Below are 17,684 nucleotides of genomic sequence, written 5' to 3'. Positions count from 1 at the left end.
CGCTCCTATGATGACCCGATGACCCTGACGCCCCCCGACCTTCCGTTGCGTGCGCTGTTCGACGCGCAGTTCCAGGCCAGCCGCGCGCAGATCGACGTGCCGCTGGCGCTTCGCCTGGACCGCCTGCGCCGCATGCGGGCCCTGATCGACACGTACGGCGCGGCGCTGGCCGAGGCGGTGCAGGCCGATTTCGGCGTGCGCTCGATCCGGCTCACCGAAGTCGCGGACTTCTTCGTGCTGCGCTCGCTGCTGGGCGATCTGGATCGCCACACCGGCGCCTGGATGAAAACGCGCCGCGTGCGCACACCGATCTACCTGCAACCCGCCAGCGGCCAGATTCAGCGCCAGCCGCTGGGTGTGGTCGGTGTCATCGGTCCCTGGAACTACCCGCTACAGCTGACGCTCGGGCCGACCGCCACTGCGCTGGCCGCGGGCAACCGCGTGATGCTCAAGCCCAGCGAGCTCACACCGCACACCTCGGCGCTGCTCGCGACCCTGCTGCACCAGGCGTTTTCCGCCGACGAGGTGTGTGTGGCGCTGGGCGGGCCGGACGTGGCGCACGAGTTCGCCAGCCTGCCGTTCGACCACCTGTTCTTCACCGGCTCCACCGCCGTGGGGCGCAAGGTGGCCGCCGCCGCCGCGGCCAACCTGACGCCGACCACGCTGGAGCTGGGCGGCAAGTCGCCCTGCATCGTGGACGCCTCGGCCGATCTGGACGCGGTGGCCATCAAGATCGCGCACGGCAAGCTGCTCAACGGCGGCCAGACCTGCATCGCGCCCGACTACGTGCTGCTGCCCCAGGGGCGCGAGGCCGAGTTCGAGCGGGCCTTCGTCGCCGCGGTGGCGCGGCTGTTTCCTTGCGGGGCCGCGCACCCGGACTACGCCAGCATCATCAGCGAGCGGCACCACGCGCGGCTGCTGGCGATGGTCAAGGAGGCGCAGTCCCAGGGCGCCCGTGTGGTCGAGGTGGCCCAGCGCAGCGGTTCGGGCCATGAGCGCCAGATGGCACCGGTGCTGGTGTTTCAGCCACCCGCCGAGGCCCGCCTGATGCGCGAGGAAATCTTCGGCCCGGTGCTGCCGGTGCTCAGCTATACGGATCTGGGCCAGGCGATCGCCACGGTCAACGCCGGTCCCAGGCCTCTGGCGCTGTACTGGTTCGGCCAGGACGGTGCCGCGCGCGACCGGGTGCTGCGCGGCACGGTCAGCGGCGGCGTCACGGTGAACGACACGCTGCTGCACATTGCCCACGAAAACCTGCCGTTTGGCGGGGTGGGGGAGAGCGGCTGGGGCGCCTACCACGGCGAGACGGGCTTCCTGCGGTTCACGCAGCAGAAGCCGGTGCTGGTGCAGTCGCGCTGGGCGGCGGCCAGCCTGTTCTACCCACCCTACGGCGCCACGTTCGATCGCGTGATGGGGCTGCTCAAACGCTGGCTTTGAGTGGCGCCGCTCAGGCGCTGTCGTTGTCTCCGTAGAGCATCAGCGGCACTGGCTGCAGGTAGCCCTGCTGCAGCAGACCCGCGGCCAGATCGCTGACATCGCCACCCAGCAGTGCCGACAGCTCGCGTTCGCTGCGGCGGCCGTTGGCCATGAGCAGCAGGCTGTGGGCGCGGCGGCCGACCAGGTCGGGGCGTGACAGCGCCTCCCAGGCCTTCGGTGTCTTGGCAATGCGTTGTGGTGCGTTCATCGTCTTCCCCTGCTGGCGCGTTTTGTGTGTGCGTCGAGCAAGATACGGGCCCGAGATGACAGGGGTGTGACGCCCGCCGCTGCACCGCCACCGGGCGTTATGCTCGGCCGCGAAACGCACGGAGCACCGCGATGAAGCCTTCTTCCATCACCATCTTCCACAACCCCCAGTGCAGCACCTCGCGCAACGTGCTGGCCGCGATCCGCGAGACCGGGGTCGAGCCAGAGGTGATTGACTACCTCAAGCAGCCCTACACCCGGGAGCAGCTGACCGCGCTGCTCAAGGCCATGGGCATGAGCGCTGGCGAACTGCTGCGCCGCAAGGGCGACCTCTATGCCGGGCTGGCCGAAGCCAACCCCGAACGCAGCGACGCCGAATGGCTGGACCTGATGGTGCAGCACCCCGTGCTGGTCGAGCGGCCCATCGTCGTGACGCCGCGCGGCACCGTGCTCTGCCGCCCGAAGGAACGGCTGCAAGAGGTGCTCTGATCAGGCGGGTCCCGCCGTCATCGGGCCAAAGCGCGACGGCGGCTGGCCCAGTGCGGCGCGGAACATGGCGCTGAAGGCGCTGTCGCTGGCGTAGCCAGCGGCGGCGGCCACCTGGCTCACCGGCGTGCCCCTGGCCAGCATCGGCAGCGCGTGCGCCAGCAGCACCTGCTGCCGCCAGCGCTGAAAGCCCATGCCCAGCTCGTCCCGGAACAGGCGCGCCAGAGTGCGCTCGCTGGCGCCGCTGTGGGCGGCCCAGCCGGCCAGCGTCGCGTGTTGCGCCGGCGCGTTGAGCACCGCCTCGCACACGGCGCGCAGGCGCCGGTCACCGCGCTGCGGGTCGGGCATCGGAACGCCCAGCGGCTGGGTCGGCGCGTGCGCCAGTTCGGCCAGCACCAGGGTGGACAACGCGCGCTGCCGCAGCTCGTCTCCGGCGTGGTGCGGCAGCTCCATGCCCAGCACCAGTTCGCGCAGCAGGGCTGAAACCACCAGCACCCGGGAGCGGCGCCACTCGGCGGTCACCACCGACGGATCGATGTAGAGCGTGTAGAGCTGCGACGACTCCAGCATGCTGACCGCGTGGCGGGCGCCCGGCGGAATCCAGACAGCGCGCGACGGCGGGACGATGGTGGTGGTCTCCAGCCCGCTGGTCTGGTTCGGCGCGGCGTCGGCCACCGTGACCTGCAACAGGCCGCTTGCGCAATACGCCAGCTGACCCCAGGGGTGGTGGTGCGGTTCGAACTGGGTGTCGTGGCCCATGGCCCGAGCCCGGCAGCGCACCGGCCGCTCCGGCGAGGGACGGAACGGATCGGTGTCGCCGACGGGCACGGCGCGGCGCTCGCGTCTGTTCATGGGGGCTCCCGGATTTGGCTGAAATTCGACGATAGTTGTCTTTCTATCGCATATCGGCCGCTGCGTCAGCCCGTACCATGCCCCGCATGAACACCGCCACTCTCGACGCCGTGCCCCCGCCGGCCAACCCCGTTCCCTTGAAGCAGGACGCCGCCGTCATCGGCCTGGTCGGTCTGGCGCACGGCACCTCCCACTTCTCGCACCTGCTGCTGGCGCCGTTGTTCCCGATCTTCATGCGCGACTTCGGCCTGAGCTACTCCGACGTCGGCTTGCTGATGAGCATCTTCTTCGTGATCTCGGGTTCCGGCCAGGCGATGTCCGGGTTCGTGGTCGACCGCATCGGCGCGCGCCCAGTGCTGTTTGCCGCCATCGGCTGCTTCCTGCTGGCCTCGCTGGCAGCGTCCATGGCCACCGGCTACGCCGGTCTGGTGATGGTGGCGGTGCTGGCGGGCCTGGGCAACGCGCCATTCCACCCGGCCGACTTCACCATCCTGAACCAGCGCGTCTCGGCGCCGCGGCTGGGCTACGCCTTCAGCGCCCATGGCCTGACCGGCAACCTGGGCTGGGCGCTCGCCCCCGCTTTTCTGGTCGGCATCACGGCGCTGGCCGACTGGCGCACCGCCTACCACGCCGCCGCGCTGCTGTATGTGGCGGTGCTGTCGCTGCTGTTCTGGCAGCGCGAGAAGCTGCGCACCGAGGTGCATGTGCGCCACGCCGATGCACCCAAGGGCTCCGACCTTGCGTTCATGAAGCTGCCCGTGGTCTGGTGGTGCTTCGCCTTCTTCCTGCTGTCCACCATGACGCTGGCGGTGGTGCAGAGCTATGCGCCATCCATCCTCAAGCAGTTGCACGGGGTCAGCGTCGAGGCGGCCACGCTCACTGTCAGCGCCTACATGCTGTGCGGCGCGGTGGGCATGTTCGTCGGCGGCTTTGTGGCCGCCACCTCGAGACACAGCGATCGCGTCGTGGCCTGGGCGATGACCGCCGGCGCCTTGCTGCTGCTGGTCTGTGCCACCGGCTGGCTCAATGGCACCGGCACCATGGTGGTCCTGGCGGCCACCGGTTTTGCAATCGGCGTGGGCGGCCCCAGCCGGGACATGATGATCAAGAAGGCGACGCCCAAGGGCGCGACCGGGCGCGTCTATGGCACGGTGTACTCGGGGCTGGACGTCGGTTTCGCGGTCTCTCCGATGATCTTTGGCGTGTTCATGGACCGGGGCTGGTACGCGCTGACGCTGGCGGGCGCGGCGCTGGTGCTGCTGGTGTCCGTCTATGCCGCCATCGGCGTGGGCCGCCGGACAGGCCGCTGAGTCTGTGCACAATTCCGGCATGACCACACCAAAACTTGCCGGACACCTGCTCGTCGACTGCCTCATCGCCCAGGGCGTGACCCACGCGTTCGGCGTGCCGGGCGAAAGCTATCTCGCCGTGCTCGACGGCTTTCACGACCGCGCCGACCGCATCCGCTTCGTGATCAACCGCCAGGAGGGTGGGGCGGCCTTCATGGCCGAGGCCCAGGGCAAGCTGACCGGCCGGCCGGGCGTGTGTTTCGTGACACGAGGGCCGGGCGCGACCAACGCCTCCATCGGCCTGCACACCGCGTTCCAGGACTCGACGCCGATGGTGCTGTTCGTGGGCGACGTGGCCAGCGACGCGCGCGACCGCGAGGCCTTCCAGGAGGTGGACTACAACGCCTTCTTCGGCCCGAGCACGAAAGGCATGGCCAAGCGCGTCGAGCGCATCGACGATCCGCGACGCATCCCCGAATACGTGGCGCGCGCCTTCGCCACCGCCATGAACGGCCGGCCCGGCCCGGTGGTGCTGGTGCTGCCCGAGGACATGCTGACGCAGACGGTGGACGCTAACCCGCTGCCGCGCGTGGAGCCGGTGCAGGCCTGGGCCGACCCGGGCGCACTGCGCGAGCTGCGCACACTGCTGCTGGCGGCACAGCGGCCGCTGGTGATCGCCGGCGGCGGAGGCTGGACGCCGCAGTCCGCCGCCGCGCTGCAGCGCTTCGCCGAGAACTGGCAGCTGCCGGTGGCCAACGCCTTCCGCTTCCAGGACTGCTTCGACAACCACCACCCGCTGTACGCGGGCGATGTCGGCCTGGGCATCAACCCGGCACTGGCCCGGCGCATCCGTGAGAGCGACCTGGTCCTGGCCATCGGTCCGCGACTGGGCGAGGCGACCACCGGCGGCTACACGCTGCTGGAAGCGCCGGTGCCGACGCAGAAGCTGGTGCACATCCACGCCAGCGGCGAGGAGCTGGGCCGGGTTTACCAGCCCACGCTCGCGATCCAGGCCACGATGAACGCGGCGGCGCGTTCGCTGGAGGTGCTGACCGCACCGCCCAGCCTGCCATGGTCGACGTGGACGGCCGCCTGCCACGCCGACTACGAGGCCAACGTGGAGGTGACCAATGGCGGCATCGTGCTGCCCGGCAACATCGACATGCCCGCCCTCATCCATACGCTGCAAAAGCACCTGCCAGCCGACGCGGTGCTGACCAACGGCGCAGGCAATTTCGCCAGCTGGCTGCACCGCTTCTACCGCTACCACGGCTTGGCCAAGGGGCACAAGACGCAACTGGCCCCGACCAACGGCGCCATGGGCTACGGCGTGCCCGCGGGCATCGGGGCCGCCATCCTCTCCGGCCGCACCGCCTTCACCATTGCGGGGGACGGCGACTTCCTCATGAACGGGCAGGAACTGGCCACGGCGGTGCAGCACGGCGCGAAGTCGGTCGTACTGCTGCTCAACAACGGCACCTACGGCACCATCCGCATGCACCAGGAGCGCGAATACCCGGCGCGCGTGAGTGGCTCGGACCTGCGGAACCCCGACTTCTGCGCGCTCGCGCGGGCCTATGGCTACGCGGCCGAACGCATCACCCACACCCTGGAGTTCGAGCCGGCCTTGCAGCGGGCGCTGGCCGCCGACAGCGGTTCGCTGATCGAGGTCATGCTCGATCCGGAGGTCATCACCACCCGCGGAACCCTCTCGGCGATCCGGAACAAATCCCGCTGAGCGGGGTGAGTTTGTTGCTTTCTGACAACAGACTTTGTGAATAGGTCACAGGCCGGTGGGCAATGGCACACGCCTCAAGATCCTGCCCGGTTTCTAAGCTTTCCCCATCCGCAACACACGAGGAAAGCGCCATGGAAACCACCGCCCAACGCCACCTGATGGACCGCACCACCAGCGACCTGTACTTCCACGCCGAGCGCACGCAGCCGGTGCCGGACAGCCTGGGACAGGACCTGCTGTTGCGGGTGCTGGACGAAGTCGACTACGGCCTGCTGGTGATCGACGCCCAGGGCCACATCCGCCACGCCAACCACCTGGCGCGGCACGAAATGTCGACCGGTCGGGTGATCATCACCCACGCCCGCTCTCTGCTGGGGCGCAACACCGAGCTCACCACCCAGATCCAGAGCGCCCTGGAACACGCGCTGCGCGGCCAGCGCCGCCTGCTGCAGCTCAAGCAGGGCGAACACGAACTGTCGCTGGCCTTCGTGCCGCTGAGCCACCCGCTGGAGTTCGACGCGCCCACCGTGCTGGTGCTGCTCTCTCGCAAGAATGCCTGCGACAACCTGGCGCTGCGCATGTTCGCCCGCTCGCAGAACCTGAGCCCCAGCGAAGAGGCGGTGCTGCTGGCCCTGTGCCGCGGTGCCTCGATTCCCGAGATCGCTTCCGACCACAAGGTGGCCGAATCCACCGTGCGCAGCCAGATCAAGGCGCTGCGCGAAAAAACCGGCTGTGGCAGCATCCGGGCCCTGATGCAGAAGGTGCACAGCCTGCCGCCCATGGTCCCCGCCTTGCGGGTGATCTCCGCGATGCCGCACAATGCCATGGAGTTTGCCCAACCATGAGCCCGGATGTCCGCCTTCCTTCCCGCCAGCACAGAGCCTTCCTCCCACATCCAGGCACTGGCGGCATTGGGCGTGCAGCGGCGCTACCGCAACGGCGCGCTGCTGATCCAGGAAGGTGAGTCCGGGGACACGATCTACATCGTCCTGCAGGGGCGTCTGCGGGCCTTCCTCGGTGATGGCAACGGCAAGGAACTGACCCTGGGCTTCTACGGCCCTCTGGAATATGTGGGCGAAATGTCGCTCGACGGTGGCCCGCGCTCGGCCAACGTGGAGGCGGTCGATGCAACCACCTGTTCCGTGATCTCCCGCGCCGTGTTGCTGAACTACATTGCCCAGCACCCCGAGTTCGCACTGGAACTCATGGCCCGGCTGATCCGCCGCGCTCGGCTGGCCACCGAGAGCGCCGGCAATGTGGCCCTCATCGACGTGTACGGGCGCTTGGTGCGACTGCTCAACCAGCTGGCGCAGGAGCCCGAAGCCTCTGGCGAGCGCCGGCTTTCAGAGCGCCTCACCCACCAGGAGCTGGCCCAACACCTCGCGTGTTCGCGCGAAATGGTGTCCCGCCTGCTCAAGGACCTGGAAACTGGCGGCTACATCGCCGTGCGCGAGCGCTGGATCTGGCTGCTCAAAGCCTTGCCGGCGCGCTGGTGAGCGATTGCGCTTAGTCGCGCTTGCTTTCTTTTCTCACGATTGCCGCGTACTCACCCACGCGTCTGGGCTGGGTCGCGTCTGCGTCACGTACCGTCCCTGAAAAGCCCTTCCACATGTCCTCGGTGAATCTGTTTCCCAACATGTTTGGATCGGACATCAGATCGTGGCAAATCGTCTCCGTATCTTTCAAGCATTCATTCTGAACTTTCTGAAGTTGAAAGAGTGGGACGTGTTTGTCTAGTTTGATGATGTGGTCTGTGGCTGTGAGGCGAATATTTCCGAACAATGGCCAAGGCTTGTGAGTGTCGGTTCTGACGATACCCTCATAGGTGACGTATGAGCTGCTTCGGAAGTAGTTTGCAATGGGCCGGACATGCGACGAATACCCACTCTCGGTTTCTACCAGCAGTCCAGACCAAATCTGAATCAGGCCGGGGTAGAAGGTTGTTGAGAGATAAGGGACCCGGATTCCGCGAATCGACTCGGGGACCATGTCATCCCATTGTTGCCAGAAATCATCGTCGAAATACAAGTGACTCAGGGCTTCCCACTCCCCATTCACATGAGTAAAAACCTCCTTGCCGTCAAATTTCAGAACAATGTCTTTCGGTGGAAATACAAGCCATCCATGGGAAGATGCGGTTCTGACCGGTTCGCAATACTGAAATCCCGCTGTAGGCAAACTACCCAGTGCAGACTTTTCTGCCTTCATGGGGGTGATGGCTTCAGGAAATATCTTGTAGAACTGCATGTTTCTGGTTCGGGTTGATTTTGTTTTGGGCGGGTGAAGAGTTCTTGACTCCGATCACAATTCCAATTGCGATAATGATGATAGCCGCAATGTCCAGAGAGTTGAAAGGATCTCCTGTAATGTACTTCCCGGCAAACATGGAAATGACAGGGATGATCGATCCGATGATTGTGAACTGTTGCGCCCCTACGCGACTGATCGCATAGCCGATCAGTACATATATGAAGGCACCAGCAATCACTCCCTGCACCATCACTTGAAAGATCAGGTCTCTGATGGGAAGGAGAGGCAGCCGGGATTCGTGCGGACTTGCCAGAAATACCAGCGAAGCGACAATGGCAGAGAAGAATGCAATAACAGCAGCCCCGTCAAGTGTTTTTAGATTTTTGTTCTTGAGGTAGACCAGATAGATGGCCGAGACGCAGGATGATCCTAAGTAGAACAAGTCACCCGTGAGCATCTTGGGATCATTCAATATGAAGCCCGCGTTGACCATGATGATGGCAGCTCCCGCGAGTAGAAATGGGAAGCTATAGATTTCTTGTTGTTTAGGTTTGTTTCTGAAAATGAGAAAGCCCCACATCGCAACCCATATTGATATGACGCCCGGACCAAGTGCGGATGTGTGGCTCGCTGGAGCGAATTGCATGCCAGCAATTGAAAAGAGATGTGCTCCCCAGCCTTGGCAAAAAGCAAGCACGGCGCCAATCAGTAGAAATCGTGCTGGCAATTGTCTTGAGTACAAGCGGTACCCAAGGTAGGGCAACAAGAGGAGGCCGCCAACCAAGCACCGAAGCAACCAGAGGTCAAGCAAATGTGCATTGGTGGTAACCGCAAGCCGGGTGATGGCGGGAATGGTTCCAAGGATCAGCGCAAACAGCAGCGTGGCTGCCAACCCTTTGTGGTGTGAGGTCATGAAAAAGAGGGATATGTTTTCACATATCCCTCCTGTTGGAACAGTATTCGGGCCGAGGTTACTTCGTCAGGTGCTTGGCAACGGTGGGGCTGATGTAGCCACCGGAGCCGAAGGTGACGGGGCGAGCGGGTTGCTGCAGGTGCTTGGCAACGGTGGGGCTGATGGCGCCGCCAGAGCCGAAGGTGACAGGGCGAGCGGGTTGCTGCAGGTGCTTGGCAACGGTGGGGCTGATGACGCCGGCGGAACCGAAGGTGACAGGGCGAGCCTGGTTGAACTGCATAGTTGTCTACTCCTGAGAAGTTGGTTGATATCTGACGCCTGCGCAGTATGAAACTGGCAGGCAGGCCATGCTATGAGAATCGAAGCGTGCAACAAGCCTGGGAAGCCACCTATTGCTCGGTTTGGGAATTTGTGTTGGTTCCAACGAGTGGCCGAGCGACTTGTGGTGCCGCCATGCTGGTTCCCACCAACCGGACGCAACTGGCGCTGCGTGTCCCTGCGCCGCGCACTCCCCACAGGGTTGCGTGTTCATCGCTCACCGCAAACCGGTCTGGCACCTTTTTCACATTGAGACGTTCAGGCCGCAGCGCATCAGGGTCGGGCGAACGGGGGCTGTAGAGCGCTGACTTGTTGTCGTACCCGTGAGCGGCTTGGTTGTGAAAGTAGCGGATGCCCCCCACTGAGACCGTGGGCGGGCTCGTTGCGATGTCGTTGAACGTGCCACTGCGGCGCACGGGTGTCGGGTTGTCTGAATGATCGACCCAACCGCCGAGCCCGCCGCTGGTGTCGTAGCGCGCGTCTTCAAGATAGGACTGTCTTGCGCCCGTGGGCGCAGAGCCCAATGCCACGTCATCGCGTTCGATGTAGGCGTCCATCGTCACCGAGCGGCGACCGCCGTTGAAGATATCTAGCTTCCACACGCCGGGGCGTGTGAGAACGGTGTTGGAAAACCAGGTAGCGGTCGGTGCAAGCGCGATCAAAGCGCAAACCCCCGGGTGACCCAGCGCACATATGGGCGGGAACAGGACGGCGCATTGCGGTGCTGTCGAAGAGGGCCATGCGCGGCTATCACCCAGCACGATGGGCTCCAAGGGCTTGTTTGACCCTGGGGGAGTGAGCTCAATCGAGACATCGTTCAGGGCCAAGGCGGCCTTTTGACTGTCTTCAAACCACAACTCCAGAAAGCTCTGGCTGTGGTCGTCTGGCTGGATTCTCCAGTGCAGCGACACACTTTTGCCCGGATCGAGCTTGGAATTGGCGTGGGTGCGTGCTTGGTAGGCGTTGCCCGCCGGGATCACGAGATTTACCTTCCTGCCACTGGCCGAGATCAGTTGCGTCAAAGCGGTTTCGAGCAGTGCAGACCCGTTGTGCGGTCCTGCCAATGCGCCCCAGCTTAGGTTGACGGTCACGGATGCCGTTTTTGCACACCTCGCAAGTGCCCAGGCCATAGCGTCGAGCACGCTCACGTTCAGGGCTCCACCGGAGCTGTCTGCCACGCTGGCCCAGTCGAGCTGTACGACCAACAGAGGTGCGCGGCTCGCCGGGTCGTCGACCGGGTCCCAGTCGGGGGGGCTGTCTTCGGTGCCGATGGTCTGGACGTAAGGGACGGGTCCGGCGAGCAGGCTGGTGACGTGGGTTCCGTGGTGAGCTTGGTGGTTGAGTTCCCACATCTGCCAATACTGGTATAGCGCGTCTTCGTCCACGCGACCCGCGTTGGTGTGCTTGGCGATGTCCGCTTCGATCTTTGACTCGGTCAGCTGATGACCGTAGCCAATATCGGAGGGGGGATGTCCTGCACGAGCGTTGTCCAGCGGAATGGGTTTCAGCGAGGCGGCCGCTCGGCCGTGGGGTCCGACGAATTCGTCCTGGCGCCAGAACGCGGCGACCCTGGTCTTCTTCTTCGTCCGCCCGGTCAGAAAATCGGCATGTGCCAAGGCCAGCCCGTTGTCGATGACCACGGTGACATCGCCGTGGAGCTGGGTTTCCGGAGGCGACGACGTGTTGTCCGAGGGCGAGGCGGCCGAAGCCAGTGCCTTCGCATGGTGGCCAACAGGTAGCCCCAGTTCATAGCGTTTGATCAAGCCATGCAGAGCACCGTCGGCGCCCAGCGCATCAAAAAAACCACGTTTGGCACGCGCGGTGCATACCCGCAGCGCCGGCCCCAAGGTCTGGTACACCTTTGGAATCAGGAGCCATTTGGGATCAGCGCGATGAATCAGTTCTTTGACGCCAAAGGGTTCTTGCAGCTCGATCAACAAGGGTAGCCACTCAGGATTTGCAGACTGTCCCTGTGGTGAACGGAAGCCGGCAAACCCACTGGTTTCGGCCCAGGCAAGGTACGGATCGCTTTGCCTGAAAGAGTCCGGATCGGACCATTCAATGCCTGTGAAGCGACCACGAGGAAGCTTCTGCCATTGGCCTTTCTTGCCGATAGCTCGCGGGCTCATTGCCACTCCTTGACGGCTTCTCCCCAGAGCCATGCCATCAATGGCCCTTGGGGCAGCGCGAAGGGCGCGCCCTCCTGACCACCTGCTTTGCCCCCGTCGTTGATTGAGTCCTGCAAATCAAAGTCGAGCACAGAGCCGCCTGTTCCGGTGTATCGGTCGCCCCAGAACTCCCGGGTCTTGAGTTTGCTCTGGTCACAGCGACTCACCAAATACTCACCCAACAACGTCCCCAATACGCGACCACAAGCCGAGTCCACAGGGTAGTGCACGCCAGCGACCGTGCGGTTCACTGCGATGCGGTAAGCCAAACGCTGCAGTTGCACCCGCGTGGCGTCGTTTCCGGGCCGGTGGGTCGGGCCAGGGCGCGCGGCGCACAACAGTTTGTCAAGCAGGGTGGCGGCAATGAAGGCTTCTGTCGCATGACCACTCGGATAGGCCGCGTGGCCGGGCGTGGCGATCATGGGCTGGATCTGGGGAGACAACTCGGCCGGGCGAACGATGGTAAAGATCTGCTTGAAGCGCATTTCGACGTGGTTCGCCAGCGAAAAGGCCAAGGCCAGGAGTTGAAGGGTCTTCTTCTGGCGATGATCCTGAATGCCGGTGATGGCTGCCCAGAAAGGAACAGGCAGACCGATCTGGGAAAGAATCTCTGTGCCTCGGTCGCCGCGCAGGTCGGCGTAGGCTGCCACCAGTTCCGACTGACCCTTGAGCAACTCCAGGTCCGGCGCTGTCAGGTTCAGAAGGTGGCGATGCTTGCACCCCTTTTTGCCAACTTCCACATGGTGGAGGCTGGCCTTGCCCCGATGGGCGCTGTATTGAAGACCCTCGACCAACTCCGAAAAGCAGGCGGTCAAGCGTGGACCGTCTGCCCAGAGTCTGAGATTGCTTGGATCGTTAAATACCGGGATGGACGGGTCAACCGTTGCACCTTCAAATGGTCCTGCAATCGCGTTCCGGTTGAGGATGATGGACGCAGCTGTGACTTCCCCCATGCCGCCCATACCGCCCATACCGCCCATACCGCCCATACCGCCCATACCGCCCATACCGCCATACATGCTCATTGCGTGCTCCTCAAACGGGTTGTTAACGTTTCATTCGGGTAGTCCCAAATCCCTCATGGCTCGCGCCGCACGGATCCTTAGCGGGCTGCTGCTCCCGTAAGAAAGGAACTTAGAAATAGAGAGATCGGGCTGTATTGCAAGCAACTGGTCCAAGGTCGCGCGGGCGTCCTGATGACGGCCGATCTCATATTGCGCTGTCATCAAAACCCGCAAGGTCGCCAAGTAGTAGCGGTTGCGGCGCAGGGACTGGTGACTGATGTCGATAGCCTTTTGCAACTCGTTCGCCATCAGATAGCTGTGCGCAACCAACATTTCGATGAAGAAGCGTTGTGGGTCTAGGGGAGACAACTCCAACGCCTTTTCGGACTCTCTGACAGCATCGGTGGGGTCGCCCCACATCGTGGACCAAAAGCCGGCATACAGCCAGGCAGTGTGGTCGTTTGGATTGATGTCTGTGGCTTGCAAGAGCAACTGCCTGGACTGATCCAGATCGGTGCCCAAGTGGCATTGCACATGACCCTTGATCGCCAGCGCGAGCGAACTATGTGGTTCCAGATCCAAGGCCCGATCAGCAATATCGATTGCCTGTCTGAACTCTGCCGGTGCGTCGCTGCTTCTGCCTTGAACGATGTTGAGAATGTGCCATTTGGCAGACCACGCCCATGGTGTGGCCACACGTTGGTGGCGCTCAGTGACCGCTTCCAGCAGTTCACGACTGCGTTCCAGATCCCGAGCGGTGGATCGATGCATGAGTGCGATTCCACCCAGCAGCAGTGCATTGCTATCGAGTTGGGGGCAGGGCAGGATGGTGGCGCGAAGTACGGTGTTTTCTATGAGTGCCTGGCTGGCGTTGTCAGTGAGTTCGCGAATGAGCTGACTGTCGACCTGAAGCAGATCGGTAACGGTCCCAGTTAAACGATCAGCCCAGACCACATCGCCTCGTCTTGCATCGCTGAGCTCGGCCATGACCACCACGCGATCTCCAAGCATGCTGTAACTGCCGCTTAGCACGTAGCCAGCTGCCAGGTGCTGCTGGATATCTCCTAGCTGCGCACCTCGTCCTCTGAATCCGGTGGTCGACAGTCGGGAAATCACGCGCATTTGTCGGCTGCGTGAGAGTTGGGCGATCACTCCATCTGCGATCAGTTCACCAATGATCAGGTGCTCTTGCTGACCAGCTCGGCAATCCAGCGGGATGACCGCGATGGTAGGCCGGAGATCTTCTTGAGCGGGAGGCAGGGATGGCTTTGGGGATGCAACGCCAGTGCTCTCGATGGGTTTCACACGCCACGTCCGCACAGGTTCGGGCCAATGTTTGAGGTAGCTCTCACCCATGTCTTCCAATTCGCCGTCGACGCTATCCACGATCCGGTCGCGAACTCCAGCGGTGATGACGGTTTCTCCTGGGCGGGCCAGCGATGCAACCCGGGCAGCGAGGTTGACACCTTGGCCATACACGTCGTTGGAGTCAACATAGAAGTGCGCGGCATTCAATCCACCCCGAAGCCAAAGTTTGTTGTCCTCGTCGCGTCTGCGATTCAGCATTCCGAAGTATTCGTGAAAGCTGAAGGCTGCTCTGATGGCGGGAGCGGCGTCCTCAAACTCGACCAGGATGCCGTCCCCGAGGCTCTTGACCAGACGACCGCCGTGTCGGGGCAGCACCTCATCGCGGGCGTGTTGGAGAAAGCTGTGCCAGTGGAACACCACGGACGCTTCGTTCGATGCCATCAGCCTCACGGATTCCACCAGATCCATCACCAGCACCACCTTGTTCTGCATGAGCGGCAGAGGCGGAACTTCAGGGGATGGAGCCGATTCGCCGTGAGAGCCCATGGTGCTGGGGTGCGGCTGGCTTGTCATACCTCGAAAAGGGGAAGTGCTGTTTCAGTTTCTCACATCTGAAAGGGCCGGGTACGGACCGGCCAGGGTCAAAAAAAAGAGCCGGCAGCGCCGGCTCTCCGTGCAAGGAGCACCTGGGCCCCTTTGCGTCCTGATCACTTCAGGTGTTCGTTGATCATCTTGGTCATTTCGAACATCGAGGCCTGGGCCTTCTTGAAGATCTCCTTCAGCTTGGCGTCAGCGTTGATCATGCGCTTGTTGACAGCGTCCTGCAGCTTGTTCTTTTTGATGTATTCCCAGACCTTCTTGGTCACTTCCGTGCGGGGCAGCGGGCTGTTGCCAACGATGGCGGCCAGTGCGGCGCTGGGGGTCATGGCCTTCATGAAGGCTGCGTTGGGGGTGCGCTTCTTGGCTGGTGCGGCCTTCTTTGCAGGAGCGGCGGCCTTCTTCGCGGGTGCAGCCTTCTTTGCAGGAGCGGCGGCCTTCTTCGCAGGAGCGGCGGCCTTCTTCGCGGGTGCAGCCTTCTTTGCAGGAGCGGCGGCCTTCTTGGCCGGAGCGGCCTTCTTCGCAGGAGCTTTCTTTGCAGTTGCCATGTTGAGGATTCCTTCTAGAAGTGGTTTGACGCCAGAGGAGAACGCGCTCTCTCACTGGTGACTCGCATGCTAATGGAGATGCATGGTCCTTCCAAGGTGGAGGTGCGGTATTTTTGTGCTGCGCAAGAGGGAAAATGGGGTTTTTTGGCCCCGAAAACAACACTGCGCCCGGTATTGCATGCCGCACCCCAACCAGCGACAAAGAGCGTGCTCCAATTTCGGCTCCGAAAAACCTGTTTTCGAGAGTGGCTCACCATGACTTCTTCCATCGATTTTTCGACCTGCGATCTGTGCGACGAACACAAGGGCGACGTCAGCGGCGCCTTCCGTGTGCTGCCGCCGGTGTTCCGTGACTTTGGTGCCCATCGCCGCTTCGCCGGACCGGTCGTGACCGTGCAGTGCCTGGATGACAACAGCCAGGTGAAGGCCCTCGTCGAAGGACCGGGAGATGGGCGTGTGCTGGTGGTCGACGGCGGGGCTTCGCTGCGGCGCGCCTTGCTGGGCGGCAACCTGGGTGCCGCCGCCGCGCGCAACGGGTGGACCGGCGTGGTGGTGGACGGGTGCGTCCGCGACGTGGCCGAACTGGCGGTGTGCGAGACCGGCATTCGCGCGCTGGCCTCGATGCCGCTGCCGACCGAGCGGCGCAACCAGGGGCTGCGCGACGTGGCGGTGAAGATTCAGGGCGTCACCGTGCGTCCGGGTGAATGGCTGTACGCCGACGAGGATGGCACCGTGATTGCCGACCGGCCATTGCACCGTGGCGTCTGACGGGCTTCAGGCCGTCAGACCCTTGTAGAGCATGTACGCCGAGAGCACGTAGAGAATCAGCGCGAAGGCCCGCTTGAGCGACTTCACCGGCAGCGCGTGTGCGGCCTTCACACCGAGCGGCGCCATCAGCACGCTGGTCATGGCGATCACCGTTAGTGCCGGCAGGTACACGTAGCCCAGCGAACCCGCCGGAAGGTCGGCCACACCCTGGCCCGAGATGACGTACCCGGCGGCGTTCGCCAGTGCGATGGGAAAACCGAGCGCTGCGCTGGTGGCAACGGCATTGTGGATGGCAACGTTGCACCAGGTCATGAACGGGACGCTGACGAAGCCGCCCCCGGCACCCACCAGTCCCGACAGAAAACCGATCACCCCCCCGGCACCCAGCTGGCCGGCCGTTCCCGGCAAGGTGCGCGAGGCCTGCGGCTTCTTATCCAGCAGCATCTGGGTGGCGGAGAAGCCCACAAACAGCGCGAACAGCAAGGCCAGAGCCCCGCCCTTGAGGACTGCGAAGACACCCAGGCTTGCCACCGCGGCACCGATAACGATGCCGGGCGCAAGGCGCCGCACGATGTCCCACCGCACGGCGCCGCGCTTGTGGTGCGCGCGAACGCTGGAGATCGAGGTGAAGATGATGGTGGCCATGGAGGTGGCGATGGCCATCTTCACTGCCAAGCCTGGCGCGACGCCACGGTGGGCGAGGATGGCGCTGATGAATGGCACCATGATCATCCCGCCGCCGATTCCCAGCAGGCCGGCCAGAAACCCGGTGAACACCCCCAGAAGGGCCAGTTCGATGATCAGCAGGGGTTCAAGGCTCATGGGAAATCCGGAGGGCGGAAAAGAGTGCGGCCCCAGGAAACATCCGTGGGGCCGCAGCGAAGGGTATTAGGTGTCTGCAAGTGCCACCGGACCGTCATCCTGAACCGGGGGTTCAGGTGGGCGAGGGCAACGGGGCTTCGGGTTCATCTGACGCGAGACGCTCACACCAGCCACGTTATGTACCAAGCCCGGGCTCATGGAGCATTGGTTCAAGGAAATATAAAGCCCGGCACGCACTGCAGACAGGACAAATTGTAGAGGCTGGAGACCCGATGGATGGGCTCGCCCGTCGGAAAAGTTGAGGGCCGGTTCCTGATTCAGATCAACTGGCCGTCACTGCCCAGCGCCTGGTCGAGGCGCCGCACCAGTTCCTCCGCGCGCGCCAGCGCAGCAGCGTCGGGCAACTCGCCCTGGGGAGTGGAGCCCGGCAAGGGTGTCGGCTCTGGAGGGAGAAAGGACGAGGAAGAAAACCCCTCGGCTTCCTTCTGGGACAGTTCGAACGCCAGGTTGAGGGATGCGAGCACGGCGATGCGGTCGCGGGCCTTGACCTTGCCGGCGTCCCGGATGCGGCACATGGCGGTGTCCACACGCTCCACGGCGTCCAGCAGAGATTGCTCGCCCCCCGCCGGACAGGCCAGCAGATAGCTCTGGCCCATGATCTGAACCTCGATCTGCTTGGAGGCCGGCTTGTTCATTCGGAGTCCTTGTGGGAGGGGGGCTCGATTCCAACCGGCAACCGGTCCAGCAGCGCGTCGATGCGGGAACGCGCAGCGTTCAGACGCGACTTGATGGAGTCACGTTCTGCCTTGAGCGAGGCCACCTGCTCCATCAGCAGGGCGTTGGTGCGCTGCAGTTCTTCATGGCGAAGGAGCAGGCGTTCCACGCGCTCGGCGATCAGGTCAATTTGCTTGGGATCGGCCATGGTGACAACTGGTAAGAC

At 63.6% G+C, this 17,684-nt stretch carries 19 protein-coding genes and 1 other RNA gene; 7 read left to right on the top strand and 13 right to left on the bottom strand.

Going from position 1 to position 17,684, the window contains the following annotated elements; genetic code table 11:
• Positions 1-24: 24 nt before the first annotated feature.
• On the top strand, positions 25-1,437 hold the full coding sequence (locus tag HPS01S_RS09555) for an aldehyde dehydrogenase family protein (RefSeq protein ID WP_066154742.1): 1,413 nt from the start codon (positions 25-27) through the stop codon (positions 1,435-1,437).
• A gap of 10 nt (positions 1,438-1,447) precedes the next feature.
• Here HPS01S_RS09555 and HPS01S_RS09550 read toward each other — a convergent pair whose 3' ends face one another.
• Positions 1,448-1,684, bottom strand: coding sequence for a hypothetical protein (locus HPS01S_RS09550; RefSeq protein WP_066154527.1), 237 nt, complete (start codon positions 1,682-1,684; stop codon positions 1,448-1,450).
• A 131-nt stretch (positions 1,685-1,815) separates the two neighbouring features.
• On the opposite strand from HPS01S_RS09550, the gene arsC reads away from it, so the two are divergent.
• Positions 1,816-2,172 carry an arsenate reductase (glutaredoxin) gene (arsC, locus tag HPS01S_RS09545; RefSeq protein ID WP_066154524.1) on the top strand — a complete coding sequence of 119 codons (357 nt, stop codon included), beginning with the start codon at positions 1,816-1,818 and terminating at the stop codon, positions 2,170-2,172.
• Here the strand turns inward: arsC and HPS01S_RS09540 are convergent, their stop codons facing one another.
• A complete protein-coding gene (locus HPS01S_RS09540; protein ID WP_066154521.1) occupies positions 2,173-3,021 on the bottom strand; it encodes an AraC family transcriptional regulator in 849 nt (282 codons plus the stop codon). It abuts the gene before it with no gap.
• A gap of 86 nt (positions 3,022-3,107) precedes the next feature.
• Between HPS01S_RS09540 and HPS01S_RS09535 the strand changes: the two genes are divergently transcribed.
• The 4 genes from HPS01S_RS09535 to HPS01S_RS09520 all read left to right on the top strand — a co-directional run bounded on the left by HPS01S_RS09535 (position 3,108) and on the right by HPS01S_RS09520 (position 7,544).
• Positions 3,108-4,331, top strand: a complete 1,224-nt coding sequence (locus tag HPS01S_RS09535; RefSeq protein WP_066154516.1) for an MFS transporter — start codon at positions 3,108-3,110, stop codon at positions 4,329-4,331.
• A gap of 19 nt (positions 4,332-4,350) precedes the next feature.
• A complete protein-coding gene (locus HPS01S_RS09530; RefSeq protein WP_066154740.1) occupies positions 4,351-6,048 on the top strand; it encodes a thiamine pyrophosphate-binding protein in 1,698 nt (565 codons plus the stop codon).
• Positions 6,049-6,179: 131 nt separating this feature from the next.
• A complete protein-coding gene (locus HPS01S_RS09525; protein ID WP_066154513.1) occupies positions 6,180-6,893 on the top strand; it encodes a helix-turn-helix transcriptional regulator in 714 nt (237 codons plus the stop codon).
• 6 nt (positions 6,894-6,899) lie between these two features.
• Positions 6,900-7,544 carry a Crp/Fnr family transcriptional regulator gene (locus HPS01S_RS09520; RefSeq protein WP_066154510.1) on the top strand — a complete coding sequence of 215 codons (645 nt, stop codon included), beginning with the start codon at positions 6,900-6,902 and terminating at the stop codon, positions 7,542-7,544.
• 10 nt (positions 7,545-7,554) lie between these two features.
• Here HPS01S_RS09520 and HPS01S_RS09515 read toward each other — a convergent pair whose 3' ends face one another.
• From HPS01S_RS09515 to HPS01S_RS09485, 7 genes are all read right to left on the bottom strand, one after another.
• Entirely contained in the window at positions 7,555-8,295 is a 741-nt protein-coding gene (locus HPS01S_RS09515; RefSeq protein ID WP_157576195.1) for a DUF6065 family protein, read from the bottom strand.
• Complete coding sequence (locus HPS01S_RS21525; protein ID WP_084397226.1) at positions 8,270-9,211, bottom strand: DMT family transporter; 942 nt, start codon at positions 9,209-9,211, stop codon at positions 8,270-8,272. The genes HPS01S_RS09515 and HPS01S_RS21525 overlap by 26 nt, the downstream gene beginning before the upstream one ends.
• A 58-nt stretch (positions 9,212-9,269) precedes the next feature.
• Complete coding sequence (locus HPS01S_RS09505; RefSeq protein ID WP_066154502.1) at positions 9,270-9,491, bottom strand: hypothetical protein; 222 nt, start codon at positions 9,489-9,491, stop codon at positions 9,270-9,272.
• Positions 9,492-9,600: 109 nt separating this feature from the next.
• Positions 9,601-11,658, bottom strand: a complete 2,058-nt coding sequence (locus HPS01S_RS09500; protein ID WP_157576192.1) for a S8/S53 family peptidase — start codon at positions 11,656-11,658, stop codon at positions 9,601-9,603.
• Positions 11,655-12,722 carry a phosphatase PAP2 family protein gene (locus tag HPS01S_RS09495; protein ID WP_066154496.1) on the bottom strand — a complete coding sequence of 356 codons (1,068 nt, stop codon included), beginning with the start codon at positions 12,720-12,722 and terminating at the stop codon, positions 11,655-11,657. Before HPS01S_RS09495 ends, HPS01S_RS09500 begins: the two co-directional genes overlap by 4 nt.
• Before the next feature lie 30 nt (positions 12,723-12,752).
• The gene (locus HPS01S_RS09490) at positions 12,753-14,501 is read right to left on the bottom strand and encodes an adenylate/guanylate cyclase domain-containing protein (protein ID WP_066154494.1); all 1,749 of its coding nucleotides are present in this window, start codon (positions 14,499-14,501) and stop codon (positions 12,753-12,755) included.
• Positions 14,502-14,716: 215 nt separating this feature from the next.
• Complete coding sequence (locus HPS01S_RS09485) at positions 14,717-15,154, bottom strand: SWIB/MDM2 domain-containing protein (protein WP_066154489.1); 438 nt, start codon at positions 15,152-15,154, stop codon at positions 14,717-14,719.
• Between the two features lie 255 nt (positions 15,155-15,409).
• Between HPS01S_RS09485 and rraA the strand changes: the two genes are divergently transcribed.
• Complete coding sequence (gene rraA / locus HPS01S_RS09480) at positions 15,410-15,922, top strand: ribonuclease E activity regulator RraA (RefSeq protein ID WP_066154486.1); 513 nt, start codon at positions 15,410-15,412, stop codon at positions 15,920-15,922.
• Positions 15,923-15,928: 6 nt separating this feature from the next.
• Here the strand turns inward: rraA and HPS01S_RS09475 are convergent, their stop codons facing one another.
• The 4 genes from HPS01S_RS09475 to HPS01S_RS09465 form a co-directional block, all read right to left on the bottom strand.
• Positions 15,929-16,744 (bottom strand): sulfite exporter TauE/SafE family protein, encoded by an 816-nt coding sequence (locus tag HPS01S_RS09475; RefSeq protein ID WP_066154483.1) that lies wholly within the window; start codon positions 16,742-16,744, stop codon positions 15,929-15,931.
• Positions 16,745-16,811: 67 nt separating this feature from the next.
• A non-coding RNA gene (gene ssrS, locus HPS01S_RS22485) (6S RNA) lies at positions 16,812-16,992 on the bottom strand.
• Positions 16,993-17,061: 69 nt separating this feature from the next.
• Entirely contained in the window at positions 17,062-17,439 is a 378-nt protein-coding gene (locus HPS01S_RS09470; protein WP_066154480.1) for a cell division protein ZapA, read from the bottom strand.
• Positions 17,436-17,666: a hypothetical protein gene (locus HPS01S_RS09465; RefSeq protein ID WP_066154477.1), complete on the bottom strand. Its 231-nt coding sequence runs from the start codon at positions 17,664-17,666 to the stop codon at positions 17,436-17,438. Before HPS01S_RS09465 ends, HPS01S_RS09470 begins: the two co-directional genes overlap by 4 nt.
• Between the last annotated feature and the right edge of the window lie 18 nt (positions 17,667-17,684).

Origin of the sequence: Hydrogenophaga pseudoflava NBRC 102511 (assembly GCF_001592285.1) — a bacterium.
GTDB lineage: Bacteria > Pseudomonadota > Gammaproteobacteria > Burkholderiales > Burkholderiaceae_C > Hydrogenophaga > Hydrogenophaga pseudoflava.
This window is presented reverse-complemented; position numbering and strand designations above follow the sequence as displayed.